We start from the raw sequence: 18579 nt of genomic DNA, 5'->3' as shown, positions 1-18579 counted from the left end.
GCATCGCCATAAGGAAAAAGGTATGGATCAACTACTCATGGGCACGGACGGCATATGGCTGCTGGCGCTTGCCGTCGCGGCCGGCTTCATCACGGCGGCTGCGTATTACCGGCGCATTCTTGCGCAGGCCCGCGCCGGCATGGACGACCTCCGCAATCTGGCCAAGCAGCGCGGCGAGATGCTGACCGAGCTGCGCGTGGAGCTGGATCAGGCCAAGAACCAGGCAATAGGCGTGGAGGCGGAGAAAGTGCATATCGACCGCCAGCTTGCGCGCAGCGAATCGACCGTGCAGAACTTGCAGGAGCGTCTGGAAGAGGCGCGCTTGAGCGTGACCGTCAAGGATGCCGACTATCAGCTTCTGGCGCAGCGCCACGCTCAACTGGACAAGGAGCTGGCGGAATTGCGGGTGGTCCATGCCGAAAGGCAGGCCAGCTTCCAGGAAATGAAAGCCGGCTTCGAGCATTCCCGCGCCCAGCTGAAGACCGAATTCCAGAACCTGGCCAATCAGATACTGGAGGAAAAGGGCAGGACGTTCGCGCAGACCAGCCAGAGCTCCCTGGATGCCCTGCTCAAGCCTTTTCGCGAACAGATCGATGGCTTCCAGCAGCGCGTGAACCAGGTCCACGATGAAACCCTGCGCGGCAATGTGTCGCTGGGCTCGGAGATCAAGCGTGTACTGGAAGTCGGCCTGAAGATAAGCGCCGAGGCCAATACCCTGGCCACCGCGCTCAAGGGCGACAAGAAAGCCACCGGCAACTGGGGCGAAGTGCAGCTGGAACGCGCCCTTCAATTGGCCGGTCTGGCCAAGGGCGACCATTACGAATCGCAGCCCCGCTTCAAGGACGGGCAGGGCAACAATCGCCAGCCCGATTTCGTGGTCAAGCTGCCCGACCAGAAGCATATTGTCATCGACAGCAAGGTGTCGCTGGTGGACTACGACCGCGCCATCGCCGCCGAGACCGATGCCCAGCTGCGGGATGCGCTGGATGCCCACGTCAAGGCCGTGCGCAATCATATCGACGACCTGGCAAGAAAGGACTACAGCAACCTGATCGGCATGCGTAGCCCCAGTTTCGTCCTGATGTTCATGCCCATCGAGCCGGCCTACATCGAAGCGATGAAGCACAACAGGGATCTGTTCGACTATGGCTACCAGCGCAATGTCGTGCTGGTGTCGCACACCACCTTGATGCCCATACTGAAGACGGTGGCCAACCTGTGGATGGTGGCGCGCAGCAACGAGCAGGCGCACGAGCTCAGCGCCCGCGCCGGCGAGATCTACAACCAGGTCGTGGTCGTGGCCGAGCGCCTGAAGAAGCTGGGCGAAACCCTGGACACCGTCAGCCGGCACTACAACAGCACGGTCACGGCCGTGGCCGGCCAGCAGGGCCTGTACGGCAAGGCATCGCGCTTCGGCGAGCTGTCGTCCAGGGCCAACCGGACCATGCCGGCACTGGCGCCGCTGCACGCGGATTTCGAGGGCGAAAAGCTGGAATTGATTGCCAGCGAGGCGGTGAGGGTGTCCGATCAGCCCGAGGATGAAACCGAGGCGAGCCGGGACTGACATGGCAAGCCCGTGCACGGCGCCTTACGCGTTAAGCTAAGGGTTTCCAAAACATCAGGACTTCGAACCGTATGGCATCCGACAGCAAGACACCGCTACTCATCAACAATCCATTCCTGGAATGGATGGGCGTCACTCTGGTGGAGTGGTCGCCCGGCTATGCCGAGATGCACCTGCCGATGTCGACCCGGCTGGGGAACCGCACGGGGCGGGTGCATGGCGGGGTCATCTGCACGCTGCTGGATTCGGTGTCGGGCTACAGCGGCTTGTATGCCGAACCCGGCGAGCCGCCGCTGCGCAGCCTGACCCTGTCGCTGACCACCAACTTCATCGGCAGCGGCGAGGGGGACGTCCTGGTCGCCAAGGGCTATACGGAGCGCAAGGGGCGCAGCGTGTTCTTCACCCGCGCCGAGGTCCTGCTGGACAATGATCTGCTGATGGCGACCGCCGTAGGGACGTTCAAGTATTCCCAGGCCAGGTAAGGAACGGCTCGGGGCCATCCCGCTCTCTGGAAATCCAGGCCTTGCGACATGCCTGAGCTATATATCAGATGATGGCTTGCAGGCCTTTGTCGCAATGACCTGGGCGCAACGATTCCAGTGCTGAAGCCATAAAAAAGCAACCCCGGTTGGGGTTGCTCGTTTGGTCGTTTCGGCTGCTTTATTGCACCGTCACGCCGGCGGTCTTCACGACTTCGGCCCATTTCGTCCGATTGTCGTGCACCGTCTGGCGGAATTTTTCCGGGGAGGACGTGTGTATGGTGTTCCCCGTGGAGGTCAGGCGCTTGGCCACATCGGGATCCTGCAAGGCCTGGGTGGCGGCGGCATTGATTTTCTGCACCAGCGCCGGATCCATGCCCTTGGGTCCGAAAAGCCCGAACCAGATATAGCTGTCGAAGCCCGGTATGGCTTTTTCGGCAATGGCCGGCACTTCCTTCACGACGTCGATCCGCTTGGCCGTCGAAACGCCCAGTAAACGCACCGTGCCAGCCTTGTACTGGCCCAGAACCGTTTGCACCTGATTGAAGATGCAGCAGGTTTCGCCCTTGACCACCGATTGCAGCGCTTCGGGGCCGCCCTTGTACGGTACGTGCACCATCTGCAGTCCGGCGCGGGCATTGAACTCTTCGAATGCCAGCTGTGTTCCAGTGCCCACCCCGGTGGATGCGAAATAGTATTTATTGGGGTTGGCCTTGACCTCGGCGATGAAGTCTTCGACGGTGCTCACATCGATGACCTTGGGATTGATGGTCAGCACGTTGGATACGTCGATCAGCGGCGCGATGGGCGTGAAGTCTTCTTCGACGTCGAACGGCAATTCTTTATAAATTGCAGGGTTGATGCCATGGGTGGCGGCGGTGCCCAGCAGAATGGTGTAGCCGTCGGGCTTGGCGCGTGCTACCGCTGCCGAGGCGAGGTTGCCGCCCGCTCCCGAACGGTAATCGATGACGACGGGCACGCCCAAGGCTTGCTGCAAGGGCTCCTGGATGCTGCGGGCAATGACGTCGACGCCCGATCCGGCGGGGAATCCCATCAGCATGGTTATGGGATGCTCGGGCCATTCGCTGGCTTGGCTGGGGGCGGCCAAGAGCAGTGCGGCACTCAGTGCGGCGCTTTTAAGCAACGCGGGCAGGGGGCGAAATAGGGATCGTATCGAGGCGGTCATGCTGTATGGAATTGTCAGGGGTAAACCAGTAAATTACCAGCCGTCGTATAAAACCACTACGACGTATAAGAAACTTGTATATAACTTACAGATATAAGCAGGGCAGCGTATGATTTTCCAATTGACTGCAAGCGGAGCATGAGCACATGGATGACATTCGGTTGATGCGGCCCGGCTTTTCCATGGGCTTGCTGATTTTTGCCATGGCGGCCATCCTGGTGGTGGTGGATTTTTATGCGCGGCTGGTGGTGGACAATCCCCAACTGGTGGGCGCATTGCGCTGGGGCTCCCTGGCTGCGCTAGCCACGGCGCTGGGAACATTGCCGGTGGTTTTTTCCATTCCGTTTTCCCAACGTGCGAACGACGCCATGTTGGGTTTCGGCGCGGGCGTGATGCTGGCGGCAAGCTCTTTTTCGCTGATCATTCCCGCCTTGAATGTGGCAAGGGAACAAGGTTCGGGTCCATGGGGAGCGGGCGCCATCGTGGGCGGCGGCATCATGTTGGGAGCCGCGCTGCTGCTTCTTATCGACCGTTCGGTTCCGCATGAGCATTTCGTGAAGGGGGTCGAGGGCTCGCGCGCCCGGAAGATGAAACGGGTCTGGCTCTTCGTGCTGGCCATCTGCCTGCATAATTTTCCGGAAGGGCTGGCCATAGGGGTGGGCTTCGCGGGCCCGGACGACATTGGCGCGCGGGCTCTGGCAATGGGCATTTCCATTCAGGACGTGCCCGAAGGCCTGGTCGTGGCCCTGGCGCTCAGCAGCGTGGGCTACGGGCGCGCCATCGCGGTGGGCGTGGCCGTGTTCTCGGGCCTGATCGAGCCCCTGGCCGCCGTCCTGGGTGTGGCCGTCATCGGGATATCGGCGGCGCTCCTGCCTTGGGGACTGGCCGCCGCCGCGGGGGCGATGTTGTTCGTGATCAGCCACGAGATCATTCCGGAATCGCACCGGCAGGGGCACGAGTCGCACGCTACGCTGGGGCTCATTCTGGGGTTCGTATTGATGATGCTGCTCGATACGGCGCTGGCCTGAACCGACGGCCGTCACGGCATATAACTTGCTCTCTTCTCCTCCAGGCGCCGTCGCGGCGCGCGGCGTTTTTCTTCTTGGATTTCAATGGAGGGCGATATGTCCAGATGCGATGCCTGCGGGAATGAATACGATAAGTCGTTCCAGGTTATGGCGGCCGGTAAAACCTACACATTCGACAGTTACGAATGTGCCATCCACAAGCTTGCGCCCACATGCTCGCACTGCGGCGTGAAAATCATCGGCCATGGCCTGGAAAAGGACGGCGCCATGTTCTGCTGCAAGCACTGTGCGGAGCAGCAGGGTGTTACGCAGTTGCGCGACCGCGTGTAAGCGTGGGTCTCAATTGAACGGGAGACTTGAACGGGAGACGAAAATGCAACAGCTTAAAGATGTGATGAGTCACGATGTAAAGGTCGTGTTTCCCGACGCGACGATCAAGGATGCGGCAAGGCAGATGCGGGACGGCGACTTCGGCCTGCTGCCCGTCGGTGAAAACGACCGCATGATAGGCACGATATCCGATCGGGATATCGCCATCAGGGCCGTGGCCGACGGCAGGAGTCCGGACACGAAAGTGCGCGATGTCATGTCCGAGGACGTGCTGTGGGCCTACGAAAGCGACTCGGTCGAGAAAGCGTGCCAGATCATGAGCGAGAATCAGATCCGGCGCCTGCCCATCGTCAATGCGGACAAGCGCCTGGTGGGCATTGTGGCGCTGGGCGATGTGGCTGTGGACGGAGCGGGAAGCGAGCCGGCCAGGAAGGCCCTGTCCGGAATCTCGCAGCCCGGCTGAGCCTTGCGCGGACGGGCTTCAGGCCTCAGGCGGATTGAGCCACCGTGCGATGGGCGCGGGGCGGGCGAAGAAGTAGCCCTGCATGGCATCGCACTCGAGAGCGGCCAGGAAGTCGGCCTGTTCCCGGGTCTCCACTCCTTCGGCCACCACGCGCAGCCCAAGCTGCTTGGCCATGGCCAATATCAGCCTGACGATGGCTGAATTGTCGGGATCGCTCGGCACATCGTGTATGAAGCTCTTGTCTATCTTCAGTTCGTACAAGGGCAGGCGCTTCAGATAGGTAAGATTGGAGTAGCCGGTTCCGAAGTCGTCTATCGAAAAGCGGATGCCAAGGTCGGAAAGCTCCCCCATGCGGTCGATGGCGCCCTGCAAGTCCTCGATCAGTATGCCTTCGGTGACTTCAAAGATAAGGCGATGCGCCGGCGCACCCGATTCCAGCACGATTTCTCGCACACGGCTCACGAAGTCGTGCTGGCGGAACTGGCGGGGGCTCACGTTGATGGAGAGCGGATAGTGCTTGCCCGATTGATCCAGCCGCAGCAGCGTGTCGCAGGCCTGCTGCAGCGTCCAGTCGCCCAGTCGCAGGATGACGCCGGTCTCCTCGGCAACCGGAATGAAGCGGGATGGAGAAATCTTGCCGCGCTTGGGGTGTTCCCAGCGTATCAACAGTTCGACGCCGGCGATCTCCCCATCCAGTCCGTATTGGGCCTGCGCATGCATGCCCAGCTGTTCGCTTCCTATGGCCAGCGACAAATCATGTTCCAGCGCCAGCCTCTCCTCGATTTCGGTCTGCATGCTGGTTTCATAGAAGGCGACCCGGTTGCGTCCCGATTCCTTGGCGCGATACATGGCTGTATCCGCTTCGCGCAACACATCGTCGGTGGACTTGCCGTCGGGGCGTAAAAGGGTGACGCCGATGCTGCCGCCGGAAAAATAAGGTTGCCCTTCGATGATCAGGGGATGTTCGAGCGCCGCCCGCACGCTTTCGGCGATGGTCATGGCGATACGGGCGCTTTCATCCTGGCTGCGGCCGAAATGATCGAGCAGGATGACGAATTCATCGCCGCCTATGCGGGCGACCGTATCGACGCCGCGCACCATGTCTTTCAGGCGTTGGGCGACTCCGCACAGCACGGCGTCGCCGATGACATGCCCCCTTGCGTCATTGATGCGCTTGAAATTGTCCAGATCGACGAACAGCACGGCGCCTATGCCGGCGCCGCCGCGCACGGCGTCAAGCGCATGGCCCATGCGCTCCAGCAGCAGGCGTCGGTTGGGCAGCTCGGTCAGCGGGTCGTAGTAGGCCAGCCGGTGCGCGGCGGCCTGTGCCAGCTTGTGGTCGGTGATGTTGGTGGAGATGCCGCACAGCGCTTCGATCTTGCCCCGCCTGTCGCGCAGCGGAATCTTGATCGAAAGGAAAGTCTCGGCGGCTTGGCCCCCCGGCTTGGAAACCTGTTCTTCCAGCGCCACCCGTTCGCCGTTGTTGATGACGCGCAAATCGTTCTGGCGTATCTGGGCCAGTTCGCCTCCGTCGAGGAATTCATCGTCGCGGCGCTCGATCAGGTCGGGTCCGTGCAGGCCGAAGAACTCGCACAGCTTATGGTTTCCGTAGCGATACTTCAGTTGCCGGTCCTTGATGTAGATATGGGCGTCAACGCTGTCCAGTATGGTGCTTAGCCGGTTCTCGCTGGCCCTCAGGTGCCGCGTTTGCCGGTGAACCTGCGCCTTGAACAAGGCGGCCAGGCCCAGCGCCACGATCAGCAGCAGCCCCAGGGACGATATGGCCCACCAGAACGACGAGGGGACGGCCGCGGGCGGCCTGGCCTGGCCCCAGCGCTGGAGGATGCCGAAGTAGACCGACTCGGGATTGTTCTGCCATTCGGCCAGGTTCCGGTCCACGGCGTCCAGCAAATCCAGGTTCCTGCCTTTCTTCGTGGCGTAGAACAGTTGGGACGGCTGGAACATGAGCGGCGTGGCGAACAGGCCCGACTCGGCCGCGTGCAGTTCCCCGTAATAGTAATTGGCCGCCACGGCGTCGGCCTGATTGTCGGCGACCATCGCGAAGCCTTCCTTCAGGTCGCTGACGCTGATGAGCCGGGCCCGGATCCCGAAGCTGTTCGCCAGCGAGGCGACATAGTCGCCCTGCACGGAGCCGGCCAAAGACACAATGCGTTTGCCTTGCAGGTCGAGCACCGAAGTGATGCGTTCGTCCTGGCCCTGGTACATTTGCGACCAGCTATGCAGGGACGGGATCTTGTGGAAGTCGTAGAGTTCGCGGCGGTCGACGGAGCCGGGCACATCAGGCATGAGGTCGATGCGGCCTTCCCGCAAGTCCTCCAGGCAATCCCGCCATTCGCAGGGGACCGCGGTCAGTGTCCATTTTTCGGTATTGGCGATGGCGACCAGCAGTTCGCCCAGAATGCCGCTGGGCTGGCCCTTGTCCATGTGAAGCTCGGGCGCGTTCTCGAAAATGCCGACCCGGACCTGGCGCTGCTGCGCGTGAGCCGGCGAACTGCCCAGCGTGAAGCCCATGAGAAGAATCGCTGCGTTGTGAAGCGTCCACCGCCAGAGGCACTGCGATCCAGCGTTCATAAGTAACTCGTGCTCGGTGGTAAGTGAAGCGAAACCATGGCTTTGCGACGGGTTGATGAAACAAATCGACAGTTCATGTCAACGCCTGTTGCATCGTAGAAGCGCATGCCTGATTCGTCAAGCATGCATACGGGTTATGTGAACGGCGGTCTTTTTTGCCTGCACGAAGCACAGCAGGCCTCAAACTAGGGCAAACCCCGATAAAAACATTTGTTTTAAATTTCTCAGTCGCTGTAGCATATGTTTTTTCAGCATTAAGCCCCGCGTCAGGCTATGACTTCCTTGCTCACCACCCCCCAGGAGCGCCTTCTGGCGATATTCGCGCAGCTTACGCCCGAGCTGCAGCGGGCGGCGCGCTGGGTCAGCGGTCATCCGGCTGAAGTGGGGTTGTGGTCCATGCGGCGACAGGCCCAGGCTTTGTCGGTCTCGCCCGCCACCATGCTGCGCCTGGCCCGGGCGGCAGGCTATGCAAGCTACGACAGCTTCCGCGCGCCCTTCCAGCAGGCCTTGGCCAGCGGGGGCTATGGCTTGCGCCAGCGGGCGGCCAAGTTGCAGGCCTCCGGAAGCCATAGGGGGATACTGCCGGCGCACGATGTGCTGGCCGGCTTGCAGGGCCGCGCGGTGCAGTCGGCCTGTTCGCTGAACACGCCCGCCCAGTTCGATGCCGCTGTCCAGGCCATGATCAAGGCCAGGCTGGTGGGCTTCCTGGGGTCGCGCTCCAGCTTCGGCACCGCATTCCAGATGCGCTATGCCTATCAACTGGTCCAGCGCAACGGCGTGCTGCTCGACGGGTCGGGCGGCACGCTGGATGAACAGGCGGAGATGCTGGGCCAGGGCGATGTGCTGATCGCCATCGGACAGGCTCCGTATTCGACGCCCACGGTGCGGGTGGCGCGCGAAGCGGCGCGCAGGGGGGTGGAGCTTATCGCATTGACCGACGGCGCGCTGTCGCCGCTGGCCCTGAAGGCGGCGCATGTTTTGTTGTTTCAGTCGGAATCGAGCGCGGGAGCGGGTTCGCGCAAGGGCCCGGGTTCTTTTTTTCACACCATGGCAGGGCCTTTGGCCTTGGCCGAGCACCTGATTGCCCGCTTCGCCGCACGGGGCGGCAAGGCGGTGCTCAATCGCCTGGACGAAGTCGAAGTGCGCTTGCGCGATGAACTGGCTTATTGGACGCCGCGAGGCAGCAGCCAGTGAAAGCGCATGCGTGGCGGCGTAAGGATTCGTTGTCAGCGTTGCGGCGCCTGCCGACGCTGCCAAGTGTTATCGCGGGTACTTGCACACCTTGGCAAGTGCCTGTGCAGTCACCGGTCATTAGCCGGAAATAAAACAGTGGGGAAACCCCAAGGAGATCGACATGCAGACGTTTTTAGCATCCTCTTTCAGCAAGCGACTGGCGATGACGGCCGGCGCGGCGGCCATGTTCGCGGCGCTGGCATCCCCCTTGCCGGCGGTTGCGCAGCAAAAGTTCGTCAGCATCGGCACAGGCGGAGTGACCGGTGTTTACTATGCGGCCGGCGGCGCCATCTGCCGCCTGGTAAACAAGGATCGCGCCAAGCACGGCGTGCGCTGCTCGGTGGAGTCCACCGGCGGATCGGTGTTCAACGTGAACACCATCAAGGCGGGCGAACTGGACCTGGGCGTGGTGCAGTCCGACGTGGGCTTCAACGCCTATAACGGCGAAGGCCAGTTCAAGGATGCGGGCGCCTACAAGAAGCTGCGTTCGGTGTTCTCCATTCACCCCGAGCCGTTCACCTACGTGGTCCGCAAGGACGCCAACATCAAGTCTTTCGACGACCTGAAAGGCAAGCGCTTCAACGTCGGCAATCCGGGCTCGGGCACACGCGCCTCCATGGAGCAGTTCCTGAAGGCCAAGGGCGTCGACCTGAGCTACTTCTCGCTGGCCTCCGAGCTTCGTCCCGACGAGCATGGCCCCGCCCTGTGCGACGGCAAGATCGATGGCTTCATGTACGGCGTGGGCCACCCCTCGGCGAACATCCAGGATCCAACCACCACCTGCGGCGCGCAACTGATGTCGCTGACCGGCCCGGTGGTCGACAAGCTGGTGGCGGACAATCCCTACTACGCCAAGGCGACCATTCCCGCCGGCCTGTATCCGAACAATCCGCAAGAAACCAATACCTACGGTGTACTGGCCACTTTCGTGACCTCGTCCGATGTTCCGGAAGAAACGGTGTACCTGATCGTGAAGGCGGTGTTCGACAACTTCGAGGACTTCAAGAAGCTGCATCCGGCCTTTGGGCATCTGGTCGCCAAGGACATGGTCAAGAACGGCCTGTCCGCTCCGCTGCACCCGGGCGCGGAAAAGTACTTCAAGGAAAAAGGCTTGCTGTAAGCCGGCGATGCGCCCCTGGCGGGCGCATCGATAGAATAACGCAGGACCGGGCGGCTACAAGCCGCCCGTATAGGTATGACAGTCCAGGCGCCGTACCGGCGCGTTGTTTGCCTGACGGAACATAATAGGAATCAAGCATGGGTACGACATCCCCGCCGTCCGCTGCCGCGCAGCAGACCAATGCCAATCTGGAACAACTGGTCGCCGACGTCGATCGCGGCGGACGCAACGTAGGCGGAATAACCGGAGCGGTCCTCTTCTGCGGCGCCATTGCCTGGTCCCTGTTCCAGCTATGGTATGCCTCGCCGTTGCCATTCGCGTTCAACTTCGGCATCTTCAATGATACCGAGGCCCGCGCGCTGCACCTGGGCATCGCCATGTTTCTGGGCTATCTGGCCTATCCGGCGCGCAAGAGCTCTCCGCGCGACAGTATGCCCTGGTTCGACTGGGTCTTCGCGCTGATCGCCGGTTTTTGCGGCGCGTATCTGTTCCTGTTCTACAAAGAGCTGGCCACCCGTCCGGGCATACCCACGACCATGGACATCGTGGTGGCATCCGCGGGGCTGCTGCTCCTGCTGGAGGTGACGCGGCGCGCGCTGGGCGCGCCCATGGCGGTGCTGGGCGCGGTCTTCGTCATGTATTCATTCCTTGGGCCCTGGCTGCCCGACGCGCTGGCGCATCGCGGCGCCTCCATCGAGCGGCTGGTGTCGCACATGTGGCTCACGACCGAAGGCGTCTACGGGGTGGCGCTGGGCGTATCGGTTTCCTATATTTTCATTTTCGTCCTGCTCGGCTCGCTGCTTGACCGCTGCGGCGCCGGCAATTACATGATGCAGGTGTCGTTCGCGCTGCTGGGCCATCTGCGCGGCGGTCCGGCCAAGGTGGCGGTGGTGTCCTCGGCGGTGAACGGCATTGTTTCAGCTTCCTCGGTGGCCAACGTGGTGACCGGCGGCATATTCACCATTCCGCTCATGAAGAAGGCGGGCTACGGCGGCATACGCGCCGGCGCCATCGAGACCGCCTCGTCGGTCAACGGGCAGATCATGCCGCCCGTCATGGGCGCGGCGGCCTTCCTGATGATCGAATACGTGGGCATACCGTATACCGACATCATCCGGCACGCGCTGCTGCCGGCCAGCATTTCCTATATTGCCTTGTTCTACATCGTCCACCTCGAAGCATTGCAGCTGGGCATACAGCCGATGATGTCGGCGGGCAAGCCCCGCACGGTGCTGCAGAAGCTGGCCGGCTGGGGCATGGGGATCGCGGGCTCGCTGGTGGTCATGGGCCTTGTCTACTGGATAGGCGTGGGCGTGCAGGCGGTGGCCGGCGGCGCGGCCATCTGGATATTGTGCGCCATGCTGGTGGCGCTGTATCTGTGGCTGCTGCGGATATCGGCATCGCATCCCGACCTGCCCACGGAAATCAGCATCACCAATCCCACGCGTCCCGAAGCCTGGCCCACGGTGCGTGCAGGCCTTTATTTCCTTATTCCCATCGGCATCCTGGTGTGGTGCCTGTCGGTCGAGCAGTTGTCGGCCGGCCTGTCGGCGTTCTGGGCCGTGGTGTCCATGGTGATCCAGATGCTGACCCAGCGACCGCTGATCGCCTGGTTCCGCAAGCAGGAAGTCCTGGAGCCCACGCGGCTGGGCCTGTCCGAAACCGTGAACGGCCTGCAGGAAGGCGCGCGCAACATGATAGGCATCGCCATCGCCTGCGGTACGGCCGGGCTGATCGTGGGCGCGATCACCTTGACCGGCCTCGGCCTGCGCATGACGGCCTTCGTGGAGATGATCTCGATGGGCAGCGTGCTGGCCATGCTGTTCTTCACGGCGGCGGTCTGCCTGGTGCTGGGGCTGGGCATGCCCACGACCGCCAATTACATCCTGATGGCGACGCTGATGGCGCCGGTGGTGGTGGAGCTGGGCGCGCAGAACGGCTTGGTGATTCCCCTGATCGCCGTGCACATGTTCGTGTTCTATTACGGCATCATGGCCGACATCACGCCGCCGGTGGGCCTGGCCACCTTTGCCGCGGCCGCCATTTCGGGCGAAGACCCCATCAAGACGGGCATCCAGGGCGTAACCTATGCCATGCGCACCGCCGTGCTGCCCTTCATGTTCATATTCAATCCCTTGCTGCTGCTGATCGACGTGAATGGCTGGGGCGAACTGATATTGGTGGTAGGGGGCGCTACCCTGGCTTCCCTGACGTTCGCGGCGGCCACCATGAAATGGATGCGCGTCAAGGCCACCTGGATGGAAGTGGTCCTGTTGCTGCTGGTCACTTTCATGCTGTTCCGGCCCGACTATTTCATGGACCACCTGGCGTCCAAGTATGAAAGCCGGCCGCCGGCCGAATTGCTGAAGACGGCGGCGAATATGCCGGAGAAGGGCCGCCTGGTGGCGGTGCTCAAGGGCATGAACCTGGAAGGCGATGAACTGCAGAAGACCGTGGCCGTGCCCTTGCCCGCCTTGCCGGAGGGCAGCACCGCGACCGGCGATTCGGCCGGATTGCAGCGCCTGTCGGCGGCCGGCCTGACCGTCATGGCCATGGGCGACCAGGCCCAGATCGCGGCGGTCCGCTTCGGCAGCCAGGCGCGCCGCGCCGGATGGGAGCAGGGCTGGGATGTGGCGGAAATCAAGATCCCCAATCCGGCCCGCCCGTCGGAGTTCTGGATATACATACCGGCCTCGCTGATCCTGTCATTGATATGGATGCGACAGGGAGCCAGGCTGCGGCGCGAAGGGCTGACGGCCGCGGCCGCCTGAACGTCCTTGCGGCATTGAAAAGCCAGGCGACGCGGGTTGCCTGGCTTTTTTTTCCTTTCGGGCTTGCAGTATATTGACGGCTGAAGCAGGTTCTTTCATTCGGTTCGACCCGGGATTGTTTTTATGCGGAACTCCTTTCTAGATCATGTTCAAGGCCAGATACGGCAATTGCGCGCCGATGGGTTCTACAAGGCCGAGCGCGTCCTGGACGGCCCGCAAGCTGCACAGATACACCTGGCCGGCGGCGATTATGTGTTGAATTTCTGCGCCAACAATTACCTGGGCCTGGCCAACGACAGGCGCCTTGTCGAAGCGGCCAGGCAGGGCCTTGAAACGGCGGGTTTCGGGCTGGCGTCCGTGCGGTTCATATGCGGAACGCAAGCCGGCCACAAGCAATTGGAGCAGGCGCTGGCGCGCTTCCTGAAAATGGGCGATGCCATCTTGTATTCCAGCTGCTTCGATGCCAACGGCGGCCTGTTCGAAGTGCTGCTCGACGAAAACGACGCGGTGATCAGCGATGCGCTGAACCATGCCAGCATCATCGATGGGATACGGCTGTGCAAGGCCCGGCGCTATCGCTATGCCAACAACGACATGGCCGACCTGCGGGCTCAGTTGCAGGCCGCGGATGCGGCCGGCGCACGCTACAAGCTGATCGCCACCGATGGCGTGTTTTCCATGGACGGCATCATTGCCGATCTGAAATCCATCTGCGACCTGGCCGACGAGTTCAATGCCATGGTCATGGTGGACGACTCCCACGCCGTCGGCTTCATCGGCGAGAACGGCCGGGGCACGCCGGAGTATTGCGGCGTCGAAGGACGCGTCCACATCATCACCGGCACGCTGGGCAAGGCCATGGGCGGGGCCTCGGGCGGTTATGTGGCCGCGCACGAATCCGTCGTCGAACTGTTGCGGCAGCGCTCGCGGCCCTATCTTTTCTCCAATACCCTGGCGCCGGCCATCGTGTCGGCGTCCTTGCGGGTGCTGGAACTGCTGGAAAGCGACGAAGGCCTGGCCTTGCGCAGGCGCGTGCACGAAAATGGTCAGCTGTTCCGGCAGGCGATGCAGAGCCTGGGTTTCGACCTGGTGCCGGGCGGGCATCCCATCATTCCCGTGATGTTCGGCGATGCGCAGTTGGCCGGGAAGATGGCCGATGAACTGTTGCGCGAAGGTGTCTACGTAATCGGCTTTTCGTATCCGGTCGTGCCCATGGGCCGCGCGCGCATCCGCACCCAGATGAGCGCGGCCCATACGCCCGAGCAGATCTCGCGGGCCGTTGCCGCTTTCGAGCGCGCCGGCCGCAAGCTGGGCGTCATCTGACGCATTCGTACATACACCACGCCTTACCGGAGCATCATCATGCGAGCCCTCGCGAAACTCGACGCCGCGCCCGGCCTGACCTTGACGGACGTGCCGCGCCCGGCCGTCGGCCATAACGACATCCTGATAAAAATCAGGAAGACCGCCATCTGCGGCACGGACATCCATATCTGGAAATGGGATGACTGGGCAAGCAAGACGATACCGGTCCCCATGCACGTCGGCCATGAATACGTGGGCGAGATCGTGGAAATCGGCCAGGAAGTCAGCGGCTTCAAGATCGGCGACCGGGTTTCGGGCGAAGGACACATCACCTGCGGCTATTGCCGCAACTGCCGGGCGGGCCGGCGCCACCTGTGCCGCAATACCTCGGGCGTGGGAGTCGATCGGCCGGGCGCTTTCGCCGAATACCTGGCTTTGCCCGCCTTCAACGCATTCAAGATACCCGACGACGTTCCGGACGAGCTGGCGGCGATCTTCGATCCCTTCGGCAATGCCACCCATACCGCGCTGGCCTTCAACCTGGTGGGCGAAGACGTGCTGATCACCGGCGCGGGCCCGATAGGCGCCATGGCCGCGGCCATCGCCCGGCATGTGGGGGCGCGCAATGTCGTCATCACCGATGTGAACGACTACCGCCTGGAACTGGCCGCCCGCATGGGCGCAAGCCGGACGGTGAACGTCAGCCGGGAGTCCCTGCATGAGGTCATGGCCGAACTGGGCATGGCCGAGGGATTCGACGTGGGACTGGAGATGTCGGGCGTTCCCAGCGCGTTCGAATCCATGCTGGAAGAAATGAACCATGGCGGCAAGATCGCCATGCTGGGCATATTGCCCAGCGGCTTCGGCATCGACTGGAACAAGATCATCTTCAAGGGCCTGGAGATCAAGGGCATCTACGGGCGCGAAATGTTCGAGACCTGGTACAAGATGGTCGCCATGCTGCAAAGCGGGCTGGACCTGTCGCCCATCATCACCCACCGCTATTCCGCCGACGACTATCGCCGGGGCTTCGATGCCATGCTGTCCGGGCAGAGCGGCAAGGTCATCCTGGACTGGGCGGCATAGCGCCTTGAAGAAGGGCCGGCGTATCGATTTCGCGCGCAACGCGCCGCTGCCCATGCGTGGCGGTGTCGCGCCCAGCCGGGTCTACCTGCCCAAGGGGCCCTGGACGACGCTGCTGGATTTCCTGGTCGAACGTTTCAGGCATGTGCCGCCCATCGTCCTGCAAGGCCGGCTGGAACGCGGCGAAATCGTCGATGAAGCGGGCGTGCCCCAGTCTCCCGACAGCCCCTACACCGGGTTGCGCTGGCTTTGGTATTACCGCGAAGTTCCGCAAGAGGCCGACGTGCCTTTCGACCTGCCCGTGCTGTACCGCGATAGATATCTGGTGGCGGTGGACAAGCCGCATTTCCTGGCCAGCACGCCGGGCGGCCGCTATCTGCGCGAAACCGCCCTGACGCGGCTGCGCCTTGCGCTGGACATGCCCTTGCTCAGTCCGATACATCGGCTGGATAGGGATACGGCCGGCGTCCTGCTGTTCTGCGCCGATCCGGAAAGCCGGGGCGCCTATCAGGCCTTGTTCCAGAGCCGTGAAGTGCGCAAGGAGTACGAGGCCCTGGCGCCGCCGAGTGGCGACGTGGTCCTGCCCCTGCTGCGCCGCAGCCTGATCCAGCCCAGGCCGGGCCATTTCACCATGCAGGAGGTGGATGGCGAGCCCAACAGCGAAACACATATCGAGCTGGTGGAGGAAAGCGGCGGCCTGGGCCTGTTCCGCTTACGGCCGCATACCGGGCGCAAGCATCAATTGCGTGTCCATATGAGCGGCCTGGGCATGCCGATATGCAACGACAACTTCTATCCGGAGCTGAAGGCGTATGCGGAGTCCGACGATTTCAGCCGGCCCCTGCAACTGCTTGCCCGGTCCATTGAATTCACCGATCCCGTCTGCGGCCGCAAGCGCCGTTTCGAAAGCCTGCGCCGGCTCGGAGGCCGGAGCCAGGCGTCGCCCGGCGCGAATGGCTTGCCTTCCCGCCATGACGGGCTCCGATGCCCGGCTACGGGATGCTAGCAGCGATCGAAGCAGGATTGAATCACGCTCCGGTCATGGCTTAGCGTCAAGGCCAGCATCAGGAGTATCCGCGCCTTCTGCGGATTCAGCGAGTCGCCCGACACCAGGCCCCGTCGGCCGTCGTCCTGGCTGGGCGTGACGATGCCGGACCCGCTGCGGCTGCTGCGCACGCAGGCGATGCCCTGCTTGACGGCCCGTTTCAGGCCTTTCTGGGCCTGCGGCGACAAGCTGCCATTGCCGCAGGCCGCCACCACGATGCCCTGGACTCCCGCGGCAATCGAGGCATCGTACAGATGCGGGCCGGCGTCCTGGTGATCGTAAATGATGTCCACCGAGGGCAGCTTGCGTATGCCGGCCAGATTGAATTCCGTGCCCAGGGTGTGCCGTTTTTCGATGTGTTGATTCAGATGCAGGCGGCCATTGACGATCTGCCCAAGGCTGCCTCGGCCCGGCGATTGAAAGGTCTCGACCTGCGTGGTGTCGGTCTTGGTAACGAAACGCGCCGCATGGACGCGATCGTTCAACGCGACCATCACGCCCCGACCCTGGGCTTCGGCCCTGGAGGCCAGGAGAATGGCGTTGTACAGGTTGAGCGGGCCGTCGGCGCTCAGTGCCGAGCCGGGCCTCATGGCGCCCGTCAGCACGACGGGCTTGCTGCTTTTTGTCGTCAGGTTCAGGAAGTAGGCGGTCTCTTCCAGGGTGTCCGTGCCATGGGTGATCACGATGCCGTCGACGGCCGGGTCGGCCAGCAGCGTGCCGACACGCGCCGCCAGTTTCAGCAGCATTCTGTTCGTGATGCCGCGGCTGTCCACATTGAAGACCTGCTCACACCGGATGTCGGCCAGCGTCGTGATCTCGGGCACGGCAGTCAAAAGGGTTTCGATGCCTTCGGTCACCGTGTAATCGGTCAGGGCCGTGGCGGCTCCCGCCGTCGAGGCGATGGTGCCGCCGGTTCCCAGCAAGACGATGCAAGGCAGTGGTGCGCGCTTCATGGAAAGCTCCGTGGCCGCCGCCCTGGGGCGGAAGTCAATGTTTAAGCCGGCGTTCGAGCAGGTGCACGCAGGCCAGCAGGAAAAAATTGATCATCAGGTACAGCATGCCCGCCAGGATGAAGGTTTCGATGATGGCGTAGTTCTGGTTCATCAGGCGCTTGGCGTGCCCGGTCAGTTCCATGACGGCGATGGTGGAAGCCAGGCTGGTGCCCTTGATGACCAGCACGATCTCGTTGCTGTAGGCCGGCAGGGCCTGGCGGATGGCCAGCGGAAAGACCACGCGGCGAAAGCGCAGCGTGGCGGACATGCCGCAGGCCTTGGCCGCTTCGATCTGCCCCCTGGGCACGGACTGGAACCCGCCCCGCAGCACTTCGCTGACATAGGCGCCGCTGTTCAGGGCGATGGCCAGCACCGCGCAGCGTCCGCCATCGCTGAACAGCCACCACAGGGCCGGACTCTCGCGCACGAAGGACAGGGTGCCTATGCCATAGTAGAGGATGAACAGCTGAACCAGCAGCGGCGTGCCGCGAAAGCAGGTGCTGTAGACAAATGAAAAGCGCGATGCCAGCGCATTGGGCGATATGCGCATCAGCGCCAGGCCCAGGCCGATGAGCGAGGCCAGGAAGATGGACGTCAGGCCGATATAGACGCTAAGGCCGAAGCCCTGGAACAGATTGACGACGGTGTGCTGGAAGAGGGCGGCGTCTATCATGGATCAATGCCCTTTCATGCCGCGGCCGAAATGGCGTTCGGCCAGTACGAACACGCCCTGGCTGCCCACGCCGACGACAAAGTACAGGGCGCCGGCCATCAGGTAGAGCGCCAGCGGCTCGCGCGTCGCGGCGGCGCCCAGCACGGCGGCGCGCATGATCTCCACCAGGCCCACCAGCGAGATGAGCGCCGTGTCCTTGAGCGCCGTTTGCCAGACGTTGTTGGCGCCCGGCAGGGCGTACCAGAACATCTGCGGGATGACGATGCGCAGCAGGCGCTGCCACGGCGCCATGCCGATGGCCTTGGCCGCTTCGATCTGCCCGGGAGGGATGGCCTTCAAAGCGCCCCGAAACACCTCTACGCTATAGGAACCGGCAATGAGCCCGATGGCCAGTATGCCGACCAGGGCGGGAAACCAGTTCGTCATGGCCTCTTGCCAGTCCAGCGCGTCGGCCAGGTCGGCGGCCGCCTGGACCGAGCCGAAGAACAGCAGGTAGATGATGAGCAGTTCGGGGATGCTGCGAACCACGGTGGTGTAGCCGCTGACCAGCAGGCTGGACCAGCGGGCCCCGGCGGTCTTGACGCTGGCGCCCGCGATGCCTATGGCCACACCCAGGGCCATGCCGAGTATCGATATGAGCAGGGTCATGGCGGTGCCGCGCAGCAGGGTCCAGCCCCATCCTTCGCGCAGCACCGACTGTATCGTCTCGAGCATG

At 62.8% G+C, this 18579-nt stretch carries 16 protein-coding genes; 11 read left to right on the top strand and 5 right to left on the bottom strand.

Annotation, left to right across the window (positions count from 1 at the left end; genetic code table 11):
• Positions 1-22 precede the first annotated feature (22 nt).
• Both rmuC and OEG81_RS16780 read left to right on the top strand, forming a co-directional pair.
• Entirely contained in the window at positions 23-1564 is a 1542-nt protein-coding gene (rmuC, locus tag OEG81_RS16785) for a DNA recombination protein RmuC (RefSeq protein ID WP_264130416.1), read from the top strand.
• A 71-nt stretch (positions 1565-1635) separates the two neighbouring features.
• Complete coding sequence (locus tag OEG81_RS16780; RefSeq protein WP_264130415.1) at positions 1636-2046, top strand: PaaI family thioesterase; 411 nt, start codon at positions 1636-1638, stop codon at positions 2044-2046.
• A 178-nt stretch (positions 2047-2224) separates the two neighbouring features.
• Here OEG81_RS16780 and OEG81_RS16775 read toward each other — a convergent pair whose 3' ends face one another.
• Positions 2225-3229, bottom strand: a complete 1005-nt coding sequence (locus OEG81_RS16775; protein WP_264130414.1) for a Bug family tripartite tricarboxylate transporter substrate binding protein — start codon at positions 3227-3229, stop codon at positions 2225-2227.
• A gap of 146 nt (positions 3230-3375) precedes the next feature.
• On the opposite strand from OEG81_RS16775, the gene OEG81_RS16770 reads away from it, so the two are divergent.
• From OEG81_RS16770 to OEG81_RS16760, 3 genes are all read left to right on the top strand, one after another.
• Positions 3376-4257 (top strand): ZIP family metal transporter, encoded by an 882-nt coding sequence (locus tag OEG81_RS16770; RefSeq protein WP_264130413.1) that lies wholly within the window; start codon positions 3376-3378, stop codon positions 4255-4257.
• A gap of 84 nt (positions 4258-4341) precedes the next feature.
• A complete protein-coding gene (locus OEG81_RS16765; RefSeq protein WP_264130412.1) occupies positions 4342-4587 on the top strand; it encodes a hypothetical protein in 246 nt (81 codons plus the stop codon).
• 43 nt (positions 4588-4630) lie between these two features.
• Positions 4631-5050: a CBS domain-containing protein gene (locus tag OEG81_RS16760; protein ID WP_264130411.1), complete on the top strand. Its 420-nt coding sequence runs from the start codon at positions 4631-4633 to the stop codon at positions 5048-5050.
• Positions 5051-5068: 18 nt separating this feature from the next.
• On the opposite strand, the gene OEG81_RS16755 is transcribed toward OEG81_RS16760, so the two are convergent.
• Positions 5069-7642, bottom strand: a complete 2574-nt coding sequence (locus OEG81_RS16755) for an EAL domain-containing protein (protein ID WP_264130410.1) — start codon at positions 7640-7642, stop codon at positions 5069-5071.
• Positions 7643-7915: 273 nt separating this feature from the next.
• Here OEG81_RS16755 and OEG81_RS16750 point away from each other — a divergent pair, with 273 nt between their 5' ends.
• From OEG81_RS16750 to OEG81_RS16725, 6 genes are all read left to right on the top strand, one after another.
• Positions 7916-8836 (top strand): MurR/RpiR family transcriptional regulator, encoded by a 921-nt coding sequence (locus tag OEG81_RS16750; protein WP_264130409.1) that lies wholly within the window; start codon positions 7916-7918, stop codon positions 8834-8836.
• 202 nt (positions 8837-9038) lie between these two features.
• Entirely contained in the window at positions 9039-9995 is a 957-nt protein-coding gene (locus OEG81_RS16745) for a TAXI family TRAP transporter solute-binding subunit (RefSeq protein ID WP_264132635.1), read from the top strand.
• Between the two features lie 137 nt (positions 9996-10132).
• Entirely contained in the window at positions 10133-12766 is a 2634-nt protein-coding gene (locus OEG81_RS16740; RefSeq protein ID WP_264130408.1) for a TRAP transporter permease, read from the top strand.
• A 123-nt stretch (positions 12767-12889) separates the two neighbouring features.
• Positions 12890-14089, top strand: a complete 1200-nt coding sequence (locus OEG81_RS16735; RefSeq protein WP_264130407.1) for a glycine C-acetyltransferase — start codon at positions 12890-12892, stop codon at positions 14087-14089.
• A gap of 39 nt (positions 14090-14128) precedes the next feature.
• On the top strand, positions 14129-15157 hold the full coding sequence (gene tdh, locus OEG81_RS16730; protein ID WP_264130406.1) for an L-threonine 3-dehydrogenase: 1029 nt from the start codon (positions 14129-14131) through the stop codon (positions 15155-15157).
• Positions 15158-15209: 52 nt separating this feature from the next.
• Positions 15210-16160: a pseudouridine synthase gene (locus OEG81_RS16725; RefSeq protein WP_264132634.1), complete on the top strand. Its 951-nt coding sequence runs from the start codon at positions 15210-15212 to the stop codon at positions 16158-16160.
• Here OEG81_RS16725 and OEG81_RS16720 read toward each other — a convergent pair.
• Genes OEG81_RS16720 through OEG81_RS16710 form a run of 3 tightly spaced genes read right to left on the bottom strand, consistent with a single transcriptional unit; the run spans position 16157 to position 18578 of the window.
• Entirely contained in the window at positions 16157-17152 is a 996-nt protein-coding gene (locus OEG81_RS16720) for an asparaginase (RefSeq protein WP_264130405.1), read from the bottom strand. The two genes, OEG81_RS16725 and OEG81_RS16720, sit on opposite strands and share 4 nt — an antisense overlap.
• Before the next feature lie 34 nt (positions 17153-17186).
• Positions 17187-17864 carry an ABC transporter permease gene (locus OEG81_RS16715; RefSeq protein ID WP_264130404.1) on the bottom strand — a complete coding sequence of 226 codons (678 nt, stop codon included), beginning with the start codon at positions 17862-17864 and terminating at the stop codon, positions 17187-17189.
• A gap of 3 nt (positions 17865-17867) precedes the next feature.
• Positions 17868-18578 (bottom strand): ABC transporter permease, encoded by a 711-nt coding sequence (locus OEG81_RS16710; RefSeq protein WP_264130403.1) that lies wholly within the window; start codon positions 18576-18578, stop codon positions 17868-17870.
• Position 18579 lies beyond the last annotated feature (1 nt).

The organism is Pollutimonas sp. M17 (assembly GCF_025836975.1).
In the GTDB taxonomy this organism is placed as follows: Bacteria; Pseudomonadota; Gammaproteobacteria; order Burkholderiales; family Burkholderiaceae_B.
This window is presented reverse-complemented; position numbering and strand designations above follow the sequence as displayed.